Annotated in this window: 13 protein-coding genes; 2 read left to right on the top strand and 11 right to left on the bottom strand. The window is 68.1% G+C overall.

All coding sequences use genetic code 11. The features are described from left to right. The 11 genes from AC3IR9_RS11195 to AC3IR9_RS11145 all read right to left on the bottom strand — a co-directional run bounded on the left by AC3IR9_RS11195 (position 1) and on the right by AC3IR9_RS11145 (position 9671). Complete coding sequence (locus tag AC3IR9_RS11195; protein WP_489290804.1) at positions 1-462, bottom strand: DUF3613 domain-containing protein; 462 nt, start codon at positions 460-462, stop codon at positions 1-3. Continuing rightward, on the bottom strand, positions 459-1352 hold the full coding sequence (locus AC3IR9_RS11190) for a tetratricopeptide repeat protein (RefSeq protein ID WP_489290803.1): 894 nt from the start codon (positions 1350-1352) through the stop codon (positions 459-461). The genes AC3IR9_RS11195 and AC3IR9_RS11190 overlap by 4 nt, the downstream gene beginning before the upstream one ends. Then, a complete protein-coding gene (locus tag AC3IR9_RS11185) occupies positions 1352-2284 on the bottom strand; it encodes a type II secretion system F family protein (protein ID WP_489290801.1) in 933 nt (310 codons plus the stop codon). Before AC3IR9_RS11185 ends, AC3IR9_RS11190 begins: the two co-directional genes overlap by 1 nt. Continuing rightward, positions 2281-3228, bottom strand: a complete 948-nt coding sequence (locus tag AC3IR9_RS11180; protein ID WP_489290799.1) for a type II secretion system F family protein — start codon at positions 3226-3228, stop codon at positions 2281-2283. The genes AC3IR9_RS11185 and AC3IR9_RS11180 overlap by 4 nt, the downstream gene beginning before the upstream one ends. After that, positions 3225-4583: a TadA family conjugal transfer-associated ATPase gene (locus AC3IR9_RS11175; RefSeq protein ID WP_489290797.1), complete on the bottom strand. Its 1359-nt coding sequence runs from the start codon at positions 4581-4583 to the stop codon at positions 3225-3227. Before AC3IR9_RS11175 ends, AC3IR9_RS11180 begins: the two co-directional genes overlap by 4 nt. Beyond that, on the bottom strand, positions 4568-5854 hold the full coding sequence (locus AC3IR9_RS11170; protein ID WP_489290795.1) for a CpaE/TadZ family protein: 1287 nt from the start codon (positions 5852-5854) through the stop codon (positions 4568-4570). Before AC3IR9_RS11170 ends, AC3IR9_RS11175 begins: the two co-directional genes overlap by 16 nt. A 25-nt stretch (positions 5855-5879) precedes the next feature. After that, complete coding sequence (locus AC3IR9_RS11165) at positions 5880-7202, bottom strand: type II and III secretion system protein family protein (protein WP_489290793.1); 1323 nt, start codon at positions 7200-7202, stop codon at positions 5880-5882. A 73-nt stretch (positions 7203-7275) separates the two neighbouring features. Further along, on the bottom strand, positions 7276-8289 hold the full coding sequence (gene cpaB, locus AC3IR9_RS11160; RefSeq protein ID WP_489290791.1) for a Flp pilus assembly protein CpaB: 1014 nt from the start codon (positions 8287-8289) through the stop codon (positions 7276-7278). Positions 8290-8321: 32 nt separating this feature from the next. Then, on the bottom strand, positions 8322-8807 hold the full coding sequence (locus AC3IR9_RS11155) for a TadE/TadG family type IV pilus assembly protein (RefSeq protein WP_489290790.1): 486 nt from the start codon (positions 8805-8807) through the stop codon (positions 8322-8324). Further along, entirely contained in the window at positions 8804-9349 is a 546-nt protein-coding gene (locus tag AC3IR9_RS11150; protein ID WP_489290788.1) for an A24 family peptidase, read from the bottom strand. Before AC3IR9_RS11150 ends, AC3IR9_RS11155 begins: the two co-directional genes overlap by 4 nt. Before the next feature lie 136 nt (positions 9350-9485). Next, positions 9486-9671 (bottom strand): Flp family type IVb pilin, encoded by a 186-nt coding sequence (locus tag AC3IR9_RS11145; protein WP_489290786.1) that lies wholly within the window; start codon positions 9669-9671, stop codon positions 9486-9488. Positions 9672-10454: 783 nt separating this feature from the next. Here AC3IR9_RS11145 and AC3IR9_RS11140 point away from each other — a divergent pair. Both AC3IR9_RS11140 and AC3IR9_RS11135 read left to right on the top strand, forming a co-directional pair. Beyond that, positions 10455-11441: a helix-turn-helix domain-containing protein gene (locus AC3IR9_RS11140; protein ID WP_489290784.1), complete on the top strand. Its 987-nt coding sequence runs from the start codon at positions 10455-10457 to the stop codon at positions 11439-11441. 227 nt (positions 11442-11668) lie between these two features. Continuing rightward, a complete protein-coding gene (locus AC3IR9_RS11135) occupies positions 11669-16180 on the top strand; it encodes a YadA-like family protein (protein WP_489290783.1) in 4512 nt (1503 codons plus the stop codon). The last annotated feature ends 80 nt before the right edge of the window (positions 16181-16260 follow it).

The raw sequence follows: 16260 nt of genomic DNA, 5'->3' as shown, positions 1-16260 counted from the left end.
TCACTCTCCGTTGCTGGAACCTGTGCCGCCCGTGCGGACGGTTTTCTGGAGGTATTCGGGGATCGGGTGCTCGAAGCTTTTCAGGTAGCGCGCATAGCTCAACGTGGCCTGGTCGCCGAGGATCGGCAGGCGTGGGCCGGCCTGTTCGCCACTGGCCTGCAGGCGCAGGGCGGCGCGGGTGGTATCGCCGATCTGGGCGCGCGCGGGACGCGGGGTCGCCGCGGCGGCGTGGATGGGCAGCGGCGGCGGGACGGCTGCAGGCGGAGGCGCCGGCGCGGGCGGCGCGACCAGGTCATGGGTGGGCAGGACGGCCGGACTCTCGACCGGCGTGGCCGACATCGCCGGTTCGGCCAGCATCTGCCCGGTCAAAGGACGTTGCTGGGCACCGGCGGTGGTGCAGGCCAGGGCCATGCAAAGCAGCAGCGTGCCGCGCAACAGGGCGGTGGAGGCGGTGAGGGTCATGGCGTGCTCTCGTTGGCGTGGTCGGGTCCACCGAAGCGTTCCAGCATCGACGGGGCAATGCGTGCGTCCCCGCGCGCGTGGCGGATCGATTCGGCCGCCACCGGGTGGCGGGCCGGCGCAGGCACCGGTTCCGGCCGCGGGGTGGCTGCGATGGGGGCCGGCGTTTCGATCGGCGCGGCGGGCGGGGCGATCGGCGCGGTTGGCTGGCGCAGTTGCTGTGCCAGCCGCTGCACTTCATCGCGCGCGGCATCGGGAAGTTTCGCGCTTTGCATGATCTGCTCGGCCATGGCGGTGTCGTTGCGCAGCAGTGCCCAGACCGCCATGTTGGCGCTGGCCTTGACGTTGCCGGGGGCCAGCTCGGCGGCCTTGGCCAGCGGTTCGCGTGCCTGCGCGAGCTGCCCGGCACGCAGCCGTGCAAACCCGAGGTCGCCCAGGTAGTCGGTGTTCAACGGCTGCAACTGCGCCGCGCGGGCCAGCGCCTGTTCGGCCTGGGTGCCATCGTTGGCGCGCGCGGCGATCAGGCCCAGTCCGTGCCACGCGGCGGCGGCCTGCGGACTGCTGGTCAGGCTGGTGTAGATCGCCTGCGCGGCCTGCGCTTGCCCGGTTTCACGCAGGCCATCGGCCTGCAGCAGGCGCAGCGCAGGGGTGTCGCCGTAGCGCTGGCGGTAGGCGTCCACATGCGCCAGCGAGGCGTAGTACGCACCCTGGCGCTGCATCTGCCCGATCAGGTCCAGGTACATGCGCTTGTCGTCCTGCGCCGGCTTTTCCTCCGGCGCCAGGCTCACCGGGTCCTGCCGGTAGGCATTGCGCGTACTGCCACAGGCGACGCACAGAAGGAGGGTAAGCAGCGGCAGGCAGCAACGGAGCGCGTGGGTCGGCATGGTGGTCATCACAGGGTTGTCATGGCATTGGCCAAGGCGATGATCGCCGGGCCGGACAGCACCAGCATCAGTGCCGGCAACAGGGTCAGCATCATCACCACGGTCATCTTCACCGAGAGCTTGCCGACCTTTTCCTTGAGCGTGGAACGGCGCTGCTCGCGCAGGCGCACGCTGAACTGGCGCAGCGGTTCCTGCACTGCGCCGCCATGTTCATGAACCTGCAGCATCAGCTGCACCAGGCTGCGCAGGTCTTCATCAGCGAACGATTCGCCGAGCCGGCGCAGCGATTGCTGGCGCGTACGGCCATGCATGTAGGCCACGTTGGCCTGGTGGATCTCCCGGCCCAGTATCGGGATCGCCGTGCGCAGTTTGTCGCCAAGGGTCTGCAGGCTCTGGTCCATGCTGAAACCGACGCCCTGAAGCAGCCGCAGCAGGTCGATCAGCAGCGGCAGTTCGGCCGAGACGCGGCGGCGCAGGCGGGTAGCCCACGCGCGCAGGGCGAACTTGGGCAGCAGGATGCCGAAGGCCAGCGCCGACAGCATCATCAGTACCCGGCCGACGCCACTGCCCTGGAACAGGCTCCATGCCAGCAGCAGGCACGCCACTGCCAGCAACAGGCGCAGGGCGAGGAAGGCGGCGGTGCCGGTGCGCGTGTTCCAGCCGGCCTGGTCGAGCAGCAGGCGGTCTTCGGGTGCCAGCAGTGCAGCTTCCAGGTGGCCGCCGTTGAAGCGTTCGCCGAGCGTGGCCAGCCAGGACAGGCCGCGATGCCCCGCTTCGGGCGGGGCCGCGGCAGGCGGGGCGTCGCGTGCGCGCAGCGCGCCCTGCAGGGTGCCTTCGGTACGTTGCTGGTGGCCGCTGAGCAGCAGCCAGGCAATCCCGAGCAGGGCGATGCCGGCGGCAAGTATCAGCAGTGCGGCGACCCACAGGTGGCTGGCGTTCATAGCGAGCGCGCCAGACGATACAAGCCGAAGGCGCCGATCAGTTCGAGCAGCAGCGCGATCCCAAGCAGCTTGTGGCCCAACGGCGCGCGCAGTACCGGTTCGAAGAATTCAGGGCTGGCGATGGCCATCAGCAGCCCGCACAACGGCGGCAACAGGCCCAGTACCCAGGCCGACATGCGGGTTTCGGAGGTGGTGGCCGACAGTTCCTGCTGGGCCTGGTCGAGGTCGCGCATGAAGTCGCTCATGCGCTGCAGGATCTGGTCCGAGCGGCCGCCGATGCGGATGCTGACCCCCAGCACCACCGCGAGTACGTCCAGTACGTCGAGCCGATAGGGCTGTGCGGCCTGGCTCAGGGCGCGGTCCAGGTCCAGGCCGCTGCGGGCACCGGAGATGGTGTCATCGAGCAGTCCGCGCAGTGGAATCGGCACCTGCTGGCTGGCGGTCTGGAAGGACATCTGCAGGCTGTTGCCCAAGCCCGTCAGGCGAACCAGGTTGTCGAGGAAATCGGGAAGCTGGCGCAGCAACCGGCGCTGCATGGCGCTGATCCGCCGCGATACCCATACCCCGACCACCAGGGCGTACAACAGCAGCGTGATCGGCCACATCCAGGCGGTACCCAGACGCATCGCCGCCAGTCCGGCAAGCAGCAGGCCGCCCAGCAGCCACAGGATGGGCAGGCGCCAGCCGGTGCGCAGACCACCCCGCTGCAGCAGCGCATCCCACGGCAATGCGCCGGGGCGGGCGGTGGCGGCCGGCAGCAGGGGGGTGTTGGCGCGGGACGGCGTGCCGGCCAGCGTGGGCGGTGCCGGCGTAGCGGCCAGGCGCTGTTCGGTGTGCTGCAATGACGCGCGCTGACGCTCGCGCCGGCCGGCGCCGCCCCATAGTTCCAGGGCGATCGCCACCAGCACCAGCACTCCACTGCACAGCAGCAGTACCGTGATCATGCGCCGTAACCTCCATCGAGGGCGTCGCGGAGCTGGCGACGGAACGGTTCGAGCTTGTGCGAATGCGGCTGGAAGCCCAGCCCGATCCAGCGGTCACGCTCCTTGCCGTCGGCATCGATCTGGATTTCGTGGCGGAACATTTCCTGGGTGCTGATCAGGTTGTCGCCGACGCCGGTGATTTCCGTGATCGATACCAGCACGCGACGGCCACTGCCCAGCCGCGAGATCTGCACGATGAAGTCGATGGCGCTGGCGATCTGCCGGCGCAGGCTGTCCTCGCTGCCCTGGAAGCCGGCAAACCCGGCCAGCATCTCGATGCGGTACAGGCAGTCGCGCGGGGAGTTGGCGTGGATGGTGGCCATAGAGCCGTCGTGGCCGGTGTTCATGGCCTGCAGCATCTCCAGCACCTCGGCGCCGCGTACTTCGCCGACCACGATGCGGTCCGGGCGCATGCGCAGGCTGTTGCGGACCAGGTCGCGGATGCTCACTACGCCGTGCCCGTCGGCGCCACCGATGCGGCTTTCCAGGCGGACCACATGGGGGTGGTTGAGCGACAGTTCGGCGGTGTCTTCGACGGTGATGACGCGTTCGTCGGGCGGGATGTAGCTGGCCAGTGCGTTGAGCAGCGAGGTCTTGCCCGAGCTGGTGCCGCCGGAAACCAGGATGTTGCAGCGGCCCAGCACCATCGCATGCAGCAGCGCCTGCATGGCGGTGTCGAAGGTCCCCATGCGCAGCAGTTCGTCGGGCGTGAAGGGGTCCTTGCGGAACTTGCGGATGGACACCATCGGGCCATCCACCGCAAGCGGGGAGATGATCGCATTGAGGCGCCCGCCGTTGGGCAGGCGCGCATCCACCATCGGGTTGGTTTCATCCAGGCGGCGGCCCAGCGGCGCCAGGATGCGACGCAGGATGCGCAGCAGGTGGCTGTCGTCGCTGAAGCGCTGCGGCGCGCGCAGCAGCCGTCCGCCCTGCGAGATGTGGATGTCCTTGTAGCCGTTGATCAGGATGTCTTCGATGCTGGGGTCGTGCAGCAGGTCATCGAGCGGGCCGAACCCGGTCAGCTCCTTGACCAGCGCCGCGGCCACCACCTCCATCTCCGCTTCGTTGATCGGGATGCGCCATTCCTGTACGAAGATCGCAGTCTGGGTATGCACGTAGCGCGCAACGGTGTCCGGTGCCCACGCATCGATATCGATGCGCTCGTCCTCGATGCTGTTGAGCAGGTGCTCATGCGCCGCCACCAGTACCTTCTGGTACTCGTCGGACTGCGCAAATGGCGGAGACGCCAGCTCCACCGCGGCGTTGGCCTCGGTACGGACGGGCGGGGGTGCGAACGGGGTCACTTTGTCTTCCATTGGAGACCACTCAGGCGGAGGACGAGTTTTTCCCGCCACCCGCGCGGCAGGGCGCCGGCGGTGGCCGGGTCCAGACGCGCCAGCAGGGGGGTCAGGGCACGCACATACGGGTCACGCGGGGCATCGTGCAACAGCAGCTGCCCATGGTTGGCACTGGCTCGCAGCCGATGGCAATCGGGCAGGGTGGCCAACAGCGGCAGCGCGAAACGCTGCGCGATCTGCGCCGGGGCCAGGCCGTCGGCTTCTTCGTGGCGATTGATCACCAGCTGCAGGCGCCCGTCGCGGGCACCCAGTGTTTCCAGCTGCTTGAGCATCAGGTCCAGTGATACCAGGGTGCCGATGGCCTGGTCGGCGACCAGCCAGATCTCGTCGGCACTGTTGAGCAGGGAACGGGGGATCTGCCGCAGTGGCGCGCCGCCGAGGTCGCACAGAACCGTCTCGAACACGCCGCGCAGGCGTTGTACCAGCACGGCGGGGTCGGCGATCGGCCCGGCATCGCTGCCTGCGGGTTGCCCCAGCAGCGCCAGCCCGCCGGGGTGGCGGGTCATGGCGGTGCGGGCCAGCGTGGCGTCGATGCGGCTGGCGTTGCGCAGCGCATCGTCGTAGTGGAACTGGCTGTCCAGGTTGAGGTACAGCGCGACATCACCGGCCGGCAGGCCGAGGTCGAGCAGCAGCAGGCTGTTGCTGTGTTGGGCCGGGTCGATGTCCTGGGCGGCAGTGGCATCGGGATGGCCGAGCCGCTGCGCCAGCACGCCCACGTGGGCGGCCAGGGTGCTGCTGCCCACGCCGGCGCGCACGCCCAGCACCAGCACCAGCCGCCCCTTGTGCGCCGCCTCGGCGGCCACGCTGCGCACGGCGGCAGGGCCGGCGACGCGGCGCAGCACGGCATCGATGTCGGCCGTGCTGGCGTCCAGGTCGAGAATGTCGCGCAGACCGCTGCGGACCGCCGCGACGACACCTTCCCCCTGGTCGCCTGCGGTGGAACCGACCGCCACCAGCGGAAGGTCCGGAAGCGCCTGTTGCAGTTGACGGCCCAGTTCGGCCGAGGCGGTGGCCTGTTCGCGGCGATAGTCCAGCAGCACGATGCAGGCACCCCTGCGGCGATGCGCATCCAGGACCGACGACGGGCCGCGGCTGTCTTCCCACTGCAGTACGGTGCCCACGGGCAGCTTGGCGGTCAGCGCCGCCAGCAGGCCACGGTCGGGCGCAAACAGCACCAGTGTCATCGGCGGGGCCATCGGTTGCAGCAACTGGACGGAGGCGGCGGACATGGTCGGCGGGTTCCTGGCATCGTGCTCAGCGCGAGAAGCCGGGCAGCTGGTCGGAGCTGGCCGGGCTCAGCAGCCATGCGCCCCACACCGGCAGGTTCGGCTTTGCCTCGCGTTCGCCGGGCAGGGCAACTTCGGTGCCCTTGGCCAGCGGCTGCACCAGCCGTGGCGTGACGATGATCACCAGTTCTTTTTCCTCGCGCTTGTAGTTGAGGCTGCGGAAGAACGAGCCGATGATCGGCAGGTCGCCGAGCAGGGGCACCTTGTCCACGTTGGAGCTGACGGTGTTGCTGACCAGCCCGCCGATCACGAACGTTTCGCCATCGCCCAGTTCCACCGTGGTGTCGGCGCGGCGCGTGGTGATGGAGGGGATCTGCACGCCGTTGTAGGCGATGCCGGCGGCATAGTTCAGGTCGCTGGCTTCCGGGGCGACCTTGAGTGCGATGCGGTTGGGGCCGAGCACGGTCGGGGTCACGGTCAGGCCGATGCCGAAGGGCTTGAAGGTGATGGTGGTGGTGCCCAGGCCCTGCGGCTCCAGGATCGGCAGTTCGCCGCCGGCCAGGAAGCTGGCGCTTTGGCCGGACAGCGCCACCAGGGTCGGCTCGGCCAGTACGCGGGCCATGCCGTTGCTCTGTAGCAGGTCGATGTTGGCATCCCAGCCGTGGGTGAGTGACTTGAACACCAGGCCGAACGCGGACGACAGCGGGTTGGTCACCACCAGGTCATTGGTTATCGTGCCGGTCCCTGAATCGGTACCTGGCACGACGCCCGGCAGCGAGGCACCGGGCCGGGTGATGCCGTAGTAGAAACCATTGCTGCCATTGAAATTCTTGTTGCCAAAGCTCATGCCGATCTGACGCAGCACCGATTTATTGAACTCCACCACCTTTACCTCGACCTGGACCACGCCACCGCTGCCTACCGAGGACACATCGGCAAGCTGGCCCTTGTCGCCGATCGCGATGGCCGCCGCCTTGCGGCTCTGTTCGTGCTCGAGCAGGCTTGGCGCGCTGCCCTGCAGCAGGCCCTGGTCGCCCTGCACGGTGAGCTGGAGGTCGTTGTTGCCGGTCAGTGCGCCCTGCACCGCACTGCGCACTTCCACCTGCAGCCGCTGGGGTTCGGTCTGCTGGCGGTGCCATAGCAGCAGCGTGGTGGTGCCCGGTGCCTTGCCGACCAGCAGTGCCTGGCGACCGCGCAGCATCACCACGTCGGCCACGCCGGGATCGGCGATGGCCACCCGCTCCAGGTCGGCCGGCAATGTCCACGGCCGCTGCTCGCGGGTCTGCAGGACCAGTTCGGCGTTGGCCATGCCGAGCGCAGGGCAGGTGCCGAGCACGACCAGCAGCGCCATGCGGGGCAGCCAACGAGGGGAGGGACGATGCGCGAGGGCGGGGCGTGGCGTCATGGAGAGTCTCGGCATGGGCTCAGGGCGAGCCGCTGTGGGAGGAGGCTTCACCGCGGATGATCTCGATGCCGCGATCCAGGCGGGGGGCGGTTCGGGGTGCGCTTGCGCGCGCCGGGGCAGGTTGGCGCGGCGGCGCGGCGGCGCGGCCAGCCAGTGCATCGCTGTCGATACCGGCGTAGGCATCGTTCTCGGGGGATTCCAACGCCAGCCGTTGTTCCGGGCTGAGCTCACGGCGTGGGCTCAGCACGCCCCCCGGGGAGGCGAACAAGGCCAGGTCCGGCTGCCCGACATCCGACGGATTGCGCAGCGCCAGGAACAACTTGCCTTGCTGTGCGCCAAGCAGCAGTCGGTTGGCTTCGGCCACCGGTACGGCCAGCACGGCACTGCGGATCGCGGTACTGCCGCTGCCGCTGCCGCTGGAGGCGTTCTGGGTGATGTCCTGGGCGCGGCTGTCGCCCGTGCTTTCCGGTTCCTGGGTCGCAGCGCTCTGCGCCGGCGCGGTGTCCGCGGCCCCATAGCTGAGCACGCGCAGCCGCGACAACAACAGCCGCGCCTGGGCCTGGCCATCGGTGTTCATGCCCGGTGGGGCGCGTAGATTGAGGAACACATCGACGAAGTCGCCGGGCAGGATGCGGTTGCCGGCCGCGACCAGTTCATCCACCGGCACGGCCAGGGCGCGCTCGCCGGGGTTGAGGCGTAGCGCGTAGCCTTGCGCCATCAGGCCACTCTCAAGCGCGGCGCCGGCCGGGATATCGCGCACCGGCACCGCGCCGGTGGCCGCGGCGATGGTCGCGTAGCCTGCATTGGGGGCTTTCAGCGCCGCGCCGATACGCAGGTCGCCCGCGGCAATCGGCCGGCCGGCCGGCAGCGCGGTGGCTGCTTCCACCACCGGCCAGCTCCTCGGCTCGCCGGCGACCTGGGGGGCCGGGGCAGCGGGGGCCGGTGCGCGGCGACTGACGACGATGGCGATCACGGCCAGCAACAGGGCCAGCGCGATCAGGGCCACGGCGGCGATGCGGGTCAGCTTGAGCATGCAACTGCCTCCAGGGAAAAGGATCGGGCCACTCAGGGCGTCCCGAGGTCAAGCTGGGCGACGGCGGTACTGCGGATCGGCGCGGTCACCACCCAGCCATACAGGCGGCCGGTACCGGGCAGGAAGGGCTTGCTGCTGTAGTCGTAACTGACCGAAACCTGGATGCACTGCGCACTGGCCAACCCGGCACACGGTGCCGGTGCGGAGACTACGATCGGCGGCGCGCCGGCGTTGTTGCAGTCCGGGGTCTGGCCGGCATAGTTCAACAGCCATTGCATCGAGCGGCGGGCGGCCTGGCAGGCAGCCGCACGACGGTCACTGGTGCTGGCGTAGCGCAACGAGGCACGCGCACCCTCGGCCGAGGCCATCGACAGGGTCTGTTGCACGGCCATGAGCATCACGCCGGTATAGGTAAGCATCAGCAGTGGCACCAGACCGAGGATCAACATGAAAGCGAACTCGATGGTCACCACGCCGCGTTGCCGGCGATGCATCGCACGGCGGACGGTAGTGTTCATTGCAGGGCTCCATAGTGGGCGTGCACGATCACCAGTACCGTGGCCAACGCCATGTAGGCGGCATACGGAACGCCCACGCGGCCCTGGCGCGCCTTGAGTGCCTGGCGGGCACCGGGATGCGCGCGCCATTGGTGCTGCACGCGCTCGTGCAGCCATTGCGCACGCAACGGCAGTGTCGCGCGCAGGCGGGGGGCGAGGATCACGCAGATGGCATGGCCGCCGGCGAGCAGGCTGCTGATCACCCAGATCGGCAACAGGGTCGGTGCGCCCAGCAGCAGCCCCAGTACGGCGAAGTACTTCACATCGCCCGCGCCCATCCAGCGCAGCAGATAGAACGGCAGCAGTGCCGCCAGGCCGATGGCCAGGCCGGCCAGGTGCATGCCCGGAAAGCCGGCGTCTCCGCGTGCCCACGACAGCAGCAGCCATCCCAGCCCGATCATCGCCGCACACAGCAACCAGCGATTGGACACGCGCCTTGCATACAGATCGCTGATCGCGACCTGCAGGCTCAACAGCAGGGCCAGTACCGGTAGCAGTGACATGCGGGGCTCCTCCATGAAGGCGCGTGCACCGGGTCCGCCGCGGCGGAGGGTAAAGCGTTGCCATTCCCGCAGGCATTGCGCCTGCGGAACTCGCCGCACTTCAACCCTGCACGGCCGCGTCGGCCGGCGAATGGAACTAGGTCGGTGTCGTCGCTGTGGTGGCGACTGCCACGAGGCGGTTGAACAGCGTGGTGAACATGGTCGTCAGGGCAGGCCCTGCGACGGCGATCAACACACCGGCGATCACGGCGGCCAACAGGCCATATTCCAACGCGGTGACCCCATCTTCTTCGGCAATGAACTTGCGGATCGAAACATTCATGACGGACTTCTCCTTGTTCCCGGTCAATCGAGTGAGATACCTGCAAGAGGAAGGCCGGGTCCGGTTCCACCGGGGCCCTCCCACGACCTGGGCACTCCCTGCCCAGGGCACGGCCGGAACTACAGCCGCTGGTCCGGCCGGGCAGGGCCCGGCAGGACGTAAAGCGAGCAGAACGCGGCAGGCAGGGTCGGCACGCGCGGGCCATGGGCCGTCGCATGCGTGCTCCGGGAAGGGAGCGGAGTGAAACCATCGAGCCTTGTCATTGCGTCCCCCTGGTGTACCTGCCCGGTTCCGCCATTGGAGCTGCCGGGCCTGTACGTATTTTTATAGTCGGCGAGTGCAAACGAATCTAATGCACAGAATCGGCAGGAGTGCGATGGACTTTAATCCGTGCCGTACATCACGCGATTCGTGATCGCTTGACTTCCATTTAATGTTTATAAGGTGAAAGCAGCGTGTTTATACAGTGATGAATCCGTGACGACGGTTTTTTGACGCGATGAATGCGATTCGCACAGCTGTATCCAAGGGGTTTGGTAATGGTTGTCGGTAATGGCCGCCTGCCCATTTACCCTGCGCCAAGTTCAGGCATACTTGCCGAAAATGCGCATCGATTATCCGGCCACGGTCGGGATGCGCCACGCTGGAGTTACTGGAGTTCTTCCCGTCGCCGCGCTGGTGGCCGGTGTACGGGTTTATCGCGGTTGGCATGCATGAAGCAGCAGGGTGGTCGCGGCACAAGCGGTGCGCGTCGACACCCGGGCCAAAGGGGGCATCACTGTCATGGTTGATGGTGTAGTGGATGGCATTGGCGAAAGCACGCTCCGGTCGTTTGACCTGGCGACGCTGAGCGGCGTGCTGCGCGTGTGCGATGTGGAGATGGTGCTGCTGGATGGCAACGGGCCGCGCGCAGCGCTGCATTCGCAGGTGCACGACGAGGCGTTGCTGTGCACGGCGGTCTGCGGCTTCCATTTCCGTGGGCGCTTCATGCTGCCGCAGGACTGGTGCCTGATCGGATTCATCCACGATACCGACGAGGCGCTGAGCTGGTGCCACGGCATACCGTTGAGCGCCGGGATGGCGGTGACGGTGCTGCCGGAGGGAATCAGTGAGTTCACCCTGAGCGCCGGCACGCGGCTGAGCCTGTTGCTGGCGCCGATGCAGCGGGTGCAGCGCAAACTGGTGGAGCTGAGCCTGCGCAGCACGCTGCCATCCGGACAGGCCCTGTCGCTTTTCAGCCCCGGCGCAGGAGCAGCAGGGCCGCGCCTGATGCAGCATTACGCACAACTGCATCGCGAACTGGGCAGCGGTACGGCGTTGCCGCCCAACGCGGTGGATGCACTGCTGCATGAACACATCCAGGCGCTGCTGGCGGCCGGCAACCAGGATCGCCCGTCCAACAGCCGCGCGCGGCGCACGCACTACCTGATCGCGCAACGGGCCGAGAACTTCATGCGGCTCAATCTGCGTCGTTATATCTACATGCAGGAAATCTGTGACGCCGCCGGGGTCAGCGAGCGCGCCTTGCGCTATGCCTTCGAGGACCTGTTCGGCACTTCGCCGAACCGCTACCTGTCGATGCTGCGGTTGTGTGCGGCCTGCCGGGGGTTGTCGATGGCCGACTCCAGCCGCAAGTCGGTCAAGGCCGTCGCATTGAGCTGCGGTCTCTGGGACCTGTCCCGCTTTGCCGACAACTATCGTCGCGTGTTTGGCGAGCTGCCGCGCGACACGCTGATGCGTGCCCCGGCGCAGATTGGCAGCCCGGCCTGAGCGTCGGCGACACCCCTTGCGTTCCCGGTGATCTGAAAATGCACGTTTCCGGCAATCTGCCGGAATTGCGCATCCGCCTGCCGGTTTTCACCGTTGTCTTGCCGGAACGCACGTTCGTGCTGCCGGAATGAAGTGCCCCGTGAGTGACAAGACGTCTGTAATGACATCCAAGTGCCGAGAGGCATGGCTGATGCAGTACACATCGTCCGTAAACGGGGGAATACCTGATGAACCGTATCTTTCGACTGGTCTGGAGCCACCGGCTGAATGCCCTGGTGGTCGTTTCCGAAGTTGCCACGGGACGCGGCAGCCTGGTCGCAGGCCCGGTCGTGGTGCACCTCAAAGTGCCGCTGTCGCTGTTGTCGATGGGCCTTGCCCTGGCCATGTGCAGCGGCACGGCGTTGGCGGGCGAAAGCCAGACCCGCAGCGACCTGGATGCGCTGACGGCCAAGTACGCGCCGCTGCCGGTCAAGCTGGACGCCGAGGCCGCCCTGGCGGCCGTAGTCCGCACCCGCGATAGTTCGCCGGCACTGAGCGCCGATGCCAACGTGTCGCTCAACCTGGGCCTGGGCAGGCACGCCACGACCGCCGCGCCACTGCTGGTGGTACAGGTCGGTGCCGGGGCCAAGGCTGCGCTGCCACAGCAGGTTGCCGTGCCTGGCGTGTCGGCCGATGCCGGCATCAAGGTCGGTATCGGCAATCTGGTGTCGGTGAATGCAGCACTGGATACCGCCGTGGCGGCCACGCCGAAGGCCACTGCATCGGCGCAGTCCACGCTGGGCGTGGATGCCAAGGTGAAGGGTGGGGCGGCACTGGCGGCCGGTGCGCTCAAGGGCGACCTGGACACCACGCTCCATGCAACGGTGGACACCGCGCTGGCCACCAAGGCCAGCGCATCGGCAACCGTGGATGCGGGCATTGCGCTGGGGGCCGGTGAAACGGTCAGCGGCGGCGTGGATGATGCGGTCAAGGCGACCCTGGCTACCGGCGTGGCCGGTGGCGTCAGCGTGGATGCCGTCGGGCACCTGGTGGACGCGGCAGACCGCAATCCGAAGCGTGTGGACGCCAATGCGGCGGTCATGCAGACCAGCTCGATGACGGTATCGCCCACGGCCGCGAGCGGCGGCCTGCTCGGCGGTGTCGGCGATCTGTTGAACGGGGTGGGCAACACCGTCGGCAACGTGGTCGGCGGTCTCGGCAACACGGTGGGCAATATCGTCGGCGGGGTGGTCGGTACGATCCTGCCCGCGCCGACCGCGTTGCCGCCGGGGAGCCCGAAGGCACCGGCACCGGCCGACCCGAACGCGGGCCTGATCATCGGCACCGGCGGCCTGGTCGGCTCGCTGTCCACGCTGGTGGGGCCGACCGCGCAGGGCCTGCTCGGCGGCGATGGCTATGTGCGCAACGGCAACCTGGCCGTCAGCAGCGCCAACGTCATGCAGACCTATTCGGTGACCAACGTGCTGGGCATTCCGCTGGTCAACCTGACCCCGGTCGGAACCCTGCTCAACGGCCTGGGCGGCGCGGTCACCGGCGGCAGTTCGCACCTGACCCTGCTGGGTGGTGTGACCTCCGACAGCTACATCTACAACATCAACAACGGCAACCCCAATGGCCTGCTGGGCCTGCTGCTGCCGGACCGCGCACCTGGCTGGTCCAACAAGTGCCTGAACCTGCTGGTGGCCAGCGTCGACTGCTGGGCGGTCAATGCCGCGCAGGACTACCAGGTGCTGGTGGGTGATGGCGCCTATGCCAACGGCTCGCGCGAGGTGGTGATCGGCGCCAATGCACGTCATGAGCTGCCGAAGGTGGATGCCAACGTCGCCTTCCCCGGCGCCGGCCTGAACGATCCGAACGATCCCACCGGTGTGCCCACGGCCGACTATGCCGCGCGCATGGGCCACTCGGTGGTGGTGGGCGACAGCGCCAAGGGCACGGCCAACGGCCAGGTGCTGCTGGGTGCCGAGGCCACCTCCAACCAGGCCAACAGCGTGGCCATCGGTTACCGCACCGTCGCCAACCGCGGCGCACAGGCCAGCTACAGCGCATTCGGCCTGAACACCGCGCAGGTCTCGGCCGGTGAAGTGTCGGTGGGCTTTGCCGGTGGCGAGCGCCAGATCACCAACGTGGCCGCCGGTAGTGCGGCCAGCGATGCGGTCAACGTGGCGCAGCTGCAGGGGGCGATCAACCAGATCGACGTGCTGGACGGCTTCGCGGTGGTCTACGACGACGACGGCGCCGGCGGGGCCAACTACCGTCGCATCACCCTGGGCGGCGGCACCGGTACCACCGTTATCGGCAACCTGGCCGCGGGTGCGGTCGGTGCGACCAGCACCGAGGCGATCAATGGCGCCCAGCTGTTCTCCACCAACCAGGCCATCGTCGATTACTTCGGCGGGCTGACCGCCTACGACCCGGCCACCGGCACATGGACTGCGCCGAGCTTCCAGATCAGCACCATCTCCAGCGGTGGCGCCGTTGCGCAGGGCGTGTATGACAACGCCACCGATGCGTTCTCGGCGGTGGACGGTTCACTGGTGAACCTCAACACGCAGATCACCGATATCCGCAACGGGGTTGGCAGCAAGTACCTGAAGATCAACTCGACCGGGCTGGAAGCGACCGCGAGCGGAGCCGACAGCATCGCCGTCGGCACGGGGGCGACGGCAACGGCTGCCAACGCCATTGCCGTCGGCGCGGGCGCTGTCGCCGATCGGGCCGGGACGGTCTCGGTGGGCGCGGCGGGAAGCGAGCGCCAGGTGGTCAACGTGGCCGCCGGTACTGCGATTACCGATGCAGTCAACCTGGGCCAGCTGCAGGCCTCCGAAGCAGGCGCACTGCGCTACGACGAAAACCCCGATGGCAGCGTCAACTACGCCAGCGCAACGCTGGGCAACGGGGGCGGCACCACCACGCTGCGCAATGTCGGCGCAGGTGCGGTAGGTGCGGCCAGCACCGAGGCAATCAACGGTGCGCAGCTGTTCAATGCCAGCCAGGCCCTGGCCACCCACCTGGGCGGCGGCGCGGCAGTGGATGCCAATGGCGTGATCAGTGCACCCACCTACACCATCAACTCGGTGTCCAACACCGGCCAGGTGACCGCAGGCGACTACAACGACGTGGGCACCGCATTCGATGCGGTCAGCCAGTCGCTGGCCAACGTGGCCGACCAGACCGACGCGGTGGACAAGCTGGCGGTGAAGTACGACGTGGACGCCAGCGGCAATGCCACCGACAAGGTGACCTTGACCGGCAGCGGCACCGGCGCAGCGGTGGCGTTGACCAACCTGGCCGATGGCAGCGTGCTGGCCGGCAGCCGCGATGCGGTCACCGGCAACCAGCTGTTCCAGACCAACAACGCCATCATCGGCTACTTCGGTGGCACCACCAGCTTCGACCCGACCACCAACATCTGGACCGCACCGACCTTCAGCATCTCCTCCATCGCCACCGATGGCAGCGTGCTCAGCAACGACTACAGCAACGTCACCGTGGCCTTCGCCGCAGTGGACAACTCGCTGCTGAACCTCAACACCCGCATCGACCAGATCCAGCCAGGCGCGGGCAGCCCGTTCGTGCAGGTCAATTCGACCAAGGGGCCTGCCAGCGCTACCGGCGCCAACAGCATCGCCATTGGCCCGTTGGCCAGCGCCGGTGGCAGCGGCAGTACCGCCATCGGTGACGGCGCCAGCGCCAGCGCCGACAACAGCGTGGCGCTGGGCAGCGGGGCGGTGGCCAGCACCGGTGCACAGACCGGCTACACCGGCGCGTATGGCGCCACCGGCGGCAGCAACTCGGTGGGTGAGGTGTCGGTGGGCAGTACCGGTGGCGAGCGCAAGGTCACCCATGTGGCCGATGGCTCGGACCGCTACGACGCGGTCAACGTGGGCCAGCTGCAGAACGGCGTGAACTACGCCATCGACCAGTCCAAGGCCTACACCGATACCCAGATCACCAACATCAACAACGGCACCTCCGGCATGTTCCAGGTCAACAACAGCAACAACCTGGCCGCGCCGGCAGCCACCGGTGCCAACTCCGCCGCCGGCGGTGCCGGCTCCAGTGCGGCCGGTGCCAACAGCACCGCGCTGGGCAATGGCGCCAGTGCCCAGGCCAACAACGCGGTGGCACTGGGTGCCGGGTCGGTGGCCAACCGGGACAACACCGTCTCGGTCGGCAGTGCCGGCGCGGAACGCCAGATCGCCAACGTCGGCGATGGCAGCGCGGCTACCGATGCGGTCAACGTGCGCCAGCTGCAGGCCTCCCAGCAGGGCACCATCCGCTACGACACCAACGTCAACGGCACCACCAACCTCAACAGCGTCACCCTGGGCAGCACCAGCACCGGGCCGACCACCGTGCGCAACGTCGCCGCCGGTACCGCCGGTACCGATGCGGTCAACGTGGACCAGCTGCGCGCCGGCATGAACCAGACCCTGGACTGGTCGAAGGCCTACACCGACGAACGCTTCGATTCGTTCGACCGTAACCTTCGCCGCACCGATGACCGCGCTTCGGCCGGTGTCGCTGCCGCGATGGCGGTGGCCGGGTTGCCGCAGCCGTACGAGGCCGGGCGCAGCATGGCCGCGGTCGCAGCGGGCAGCTACAACGGCGAGTCCGGCGTGGCGGTGGGCATCTCCGGTGTCTCCGAGGGCGGCCGCTGGATCTACAAGGTCGCCGGTACCACCAACAGCCGGGGCGAGGGCGGGGTGTCGGTAGGCGCCGGCATCCAGTGGTAAGCGCACGCACCTGACTCAACGGCGATGATCATTCCCGGTGTCCGCCCAGCGCGGCACCGGGGATACCAGTGCGCTCCGGC

The sequence above is a fragment of the Stenotrophomonas sp. GL_101 genome (assembly GCF_057835675.1).
The sequence above is the reverse complement of the archived record's forward strand: the minus strand, read 5'-3'. Positions and strand labels throughout refer to the sequence as shown.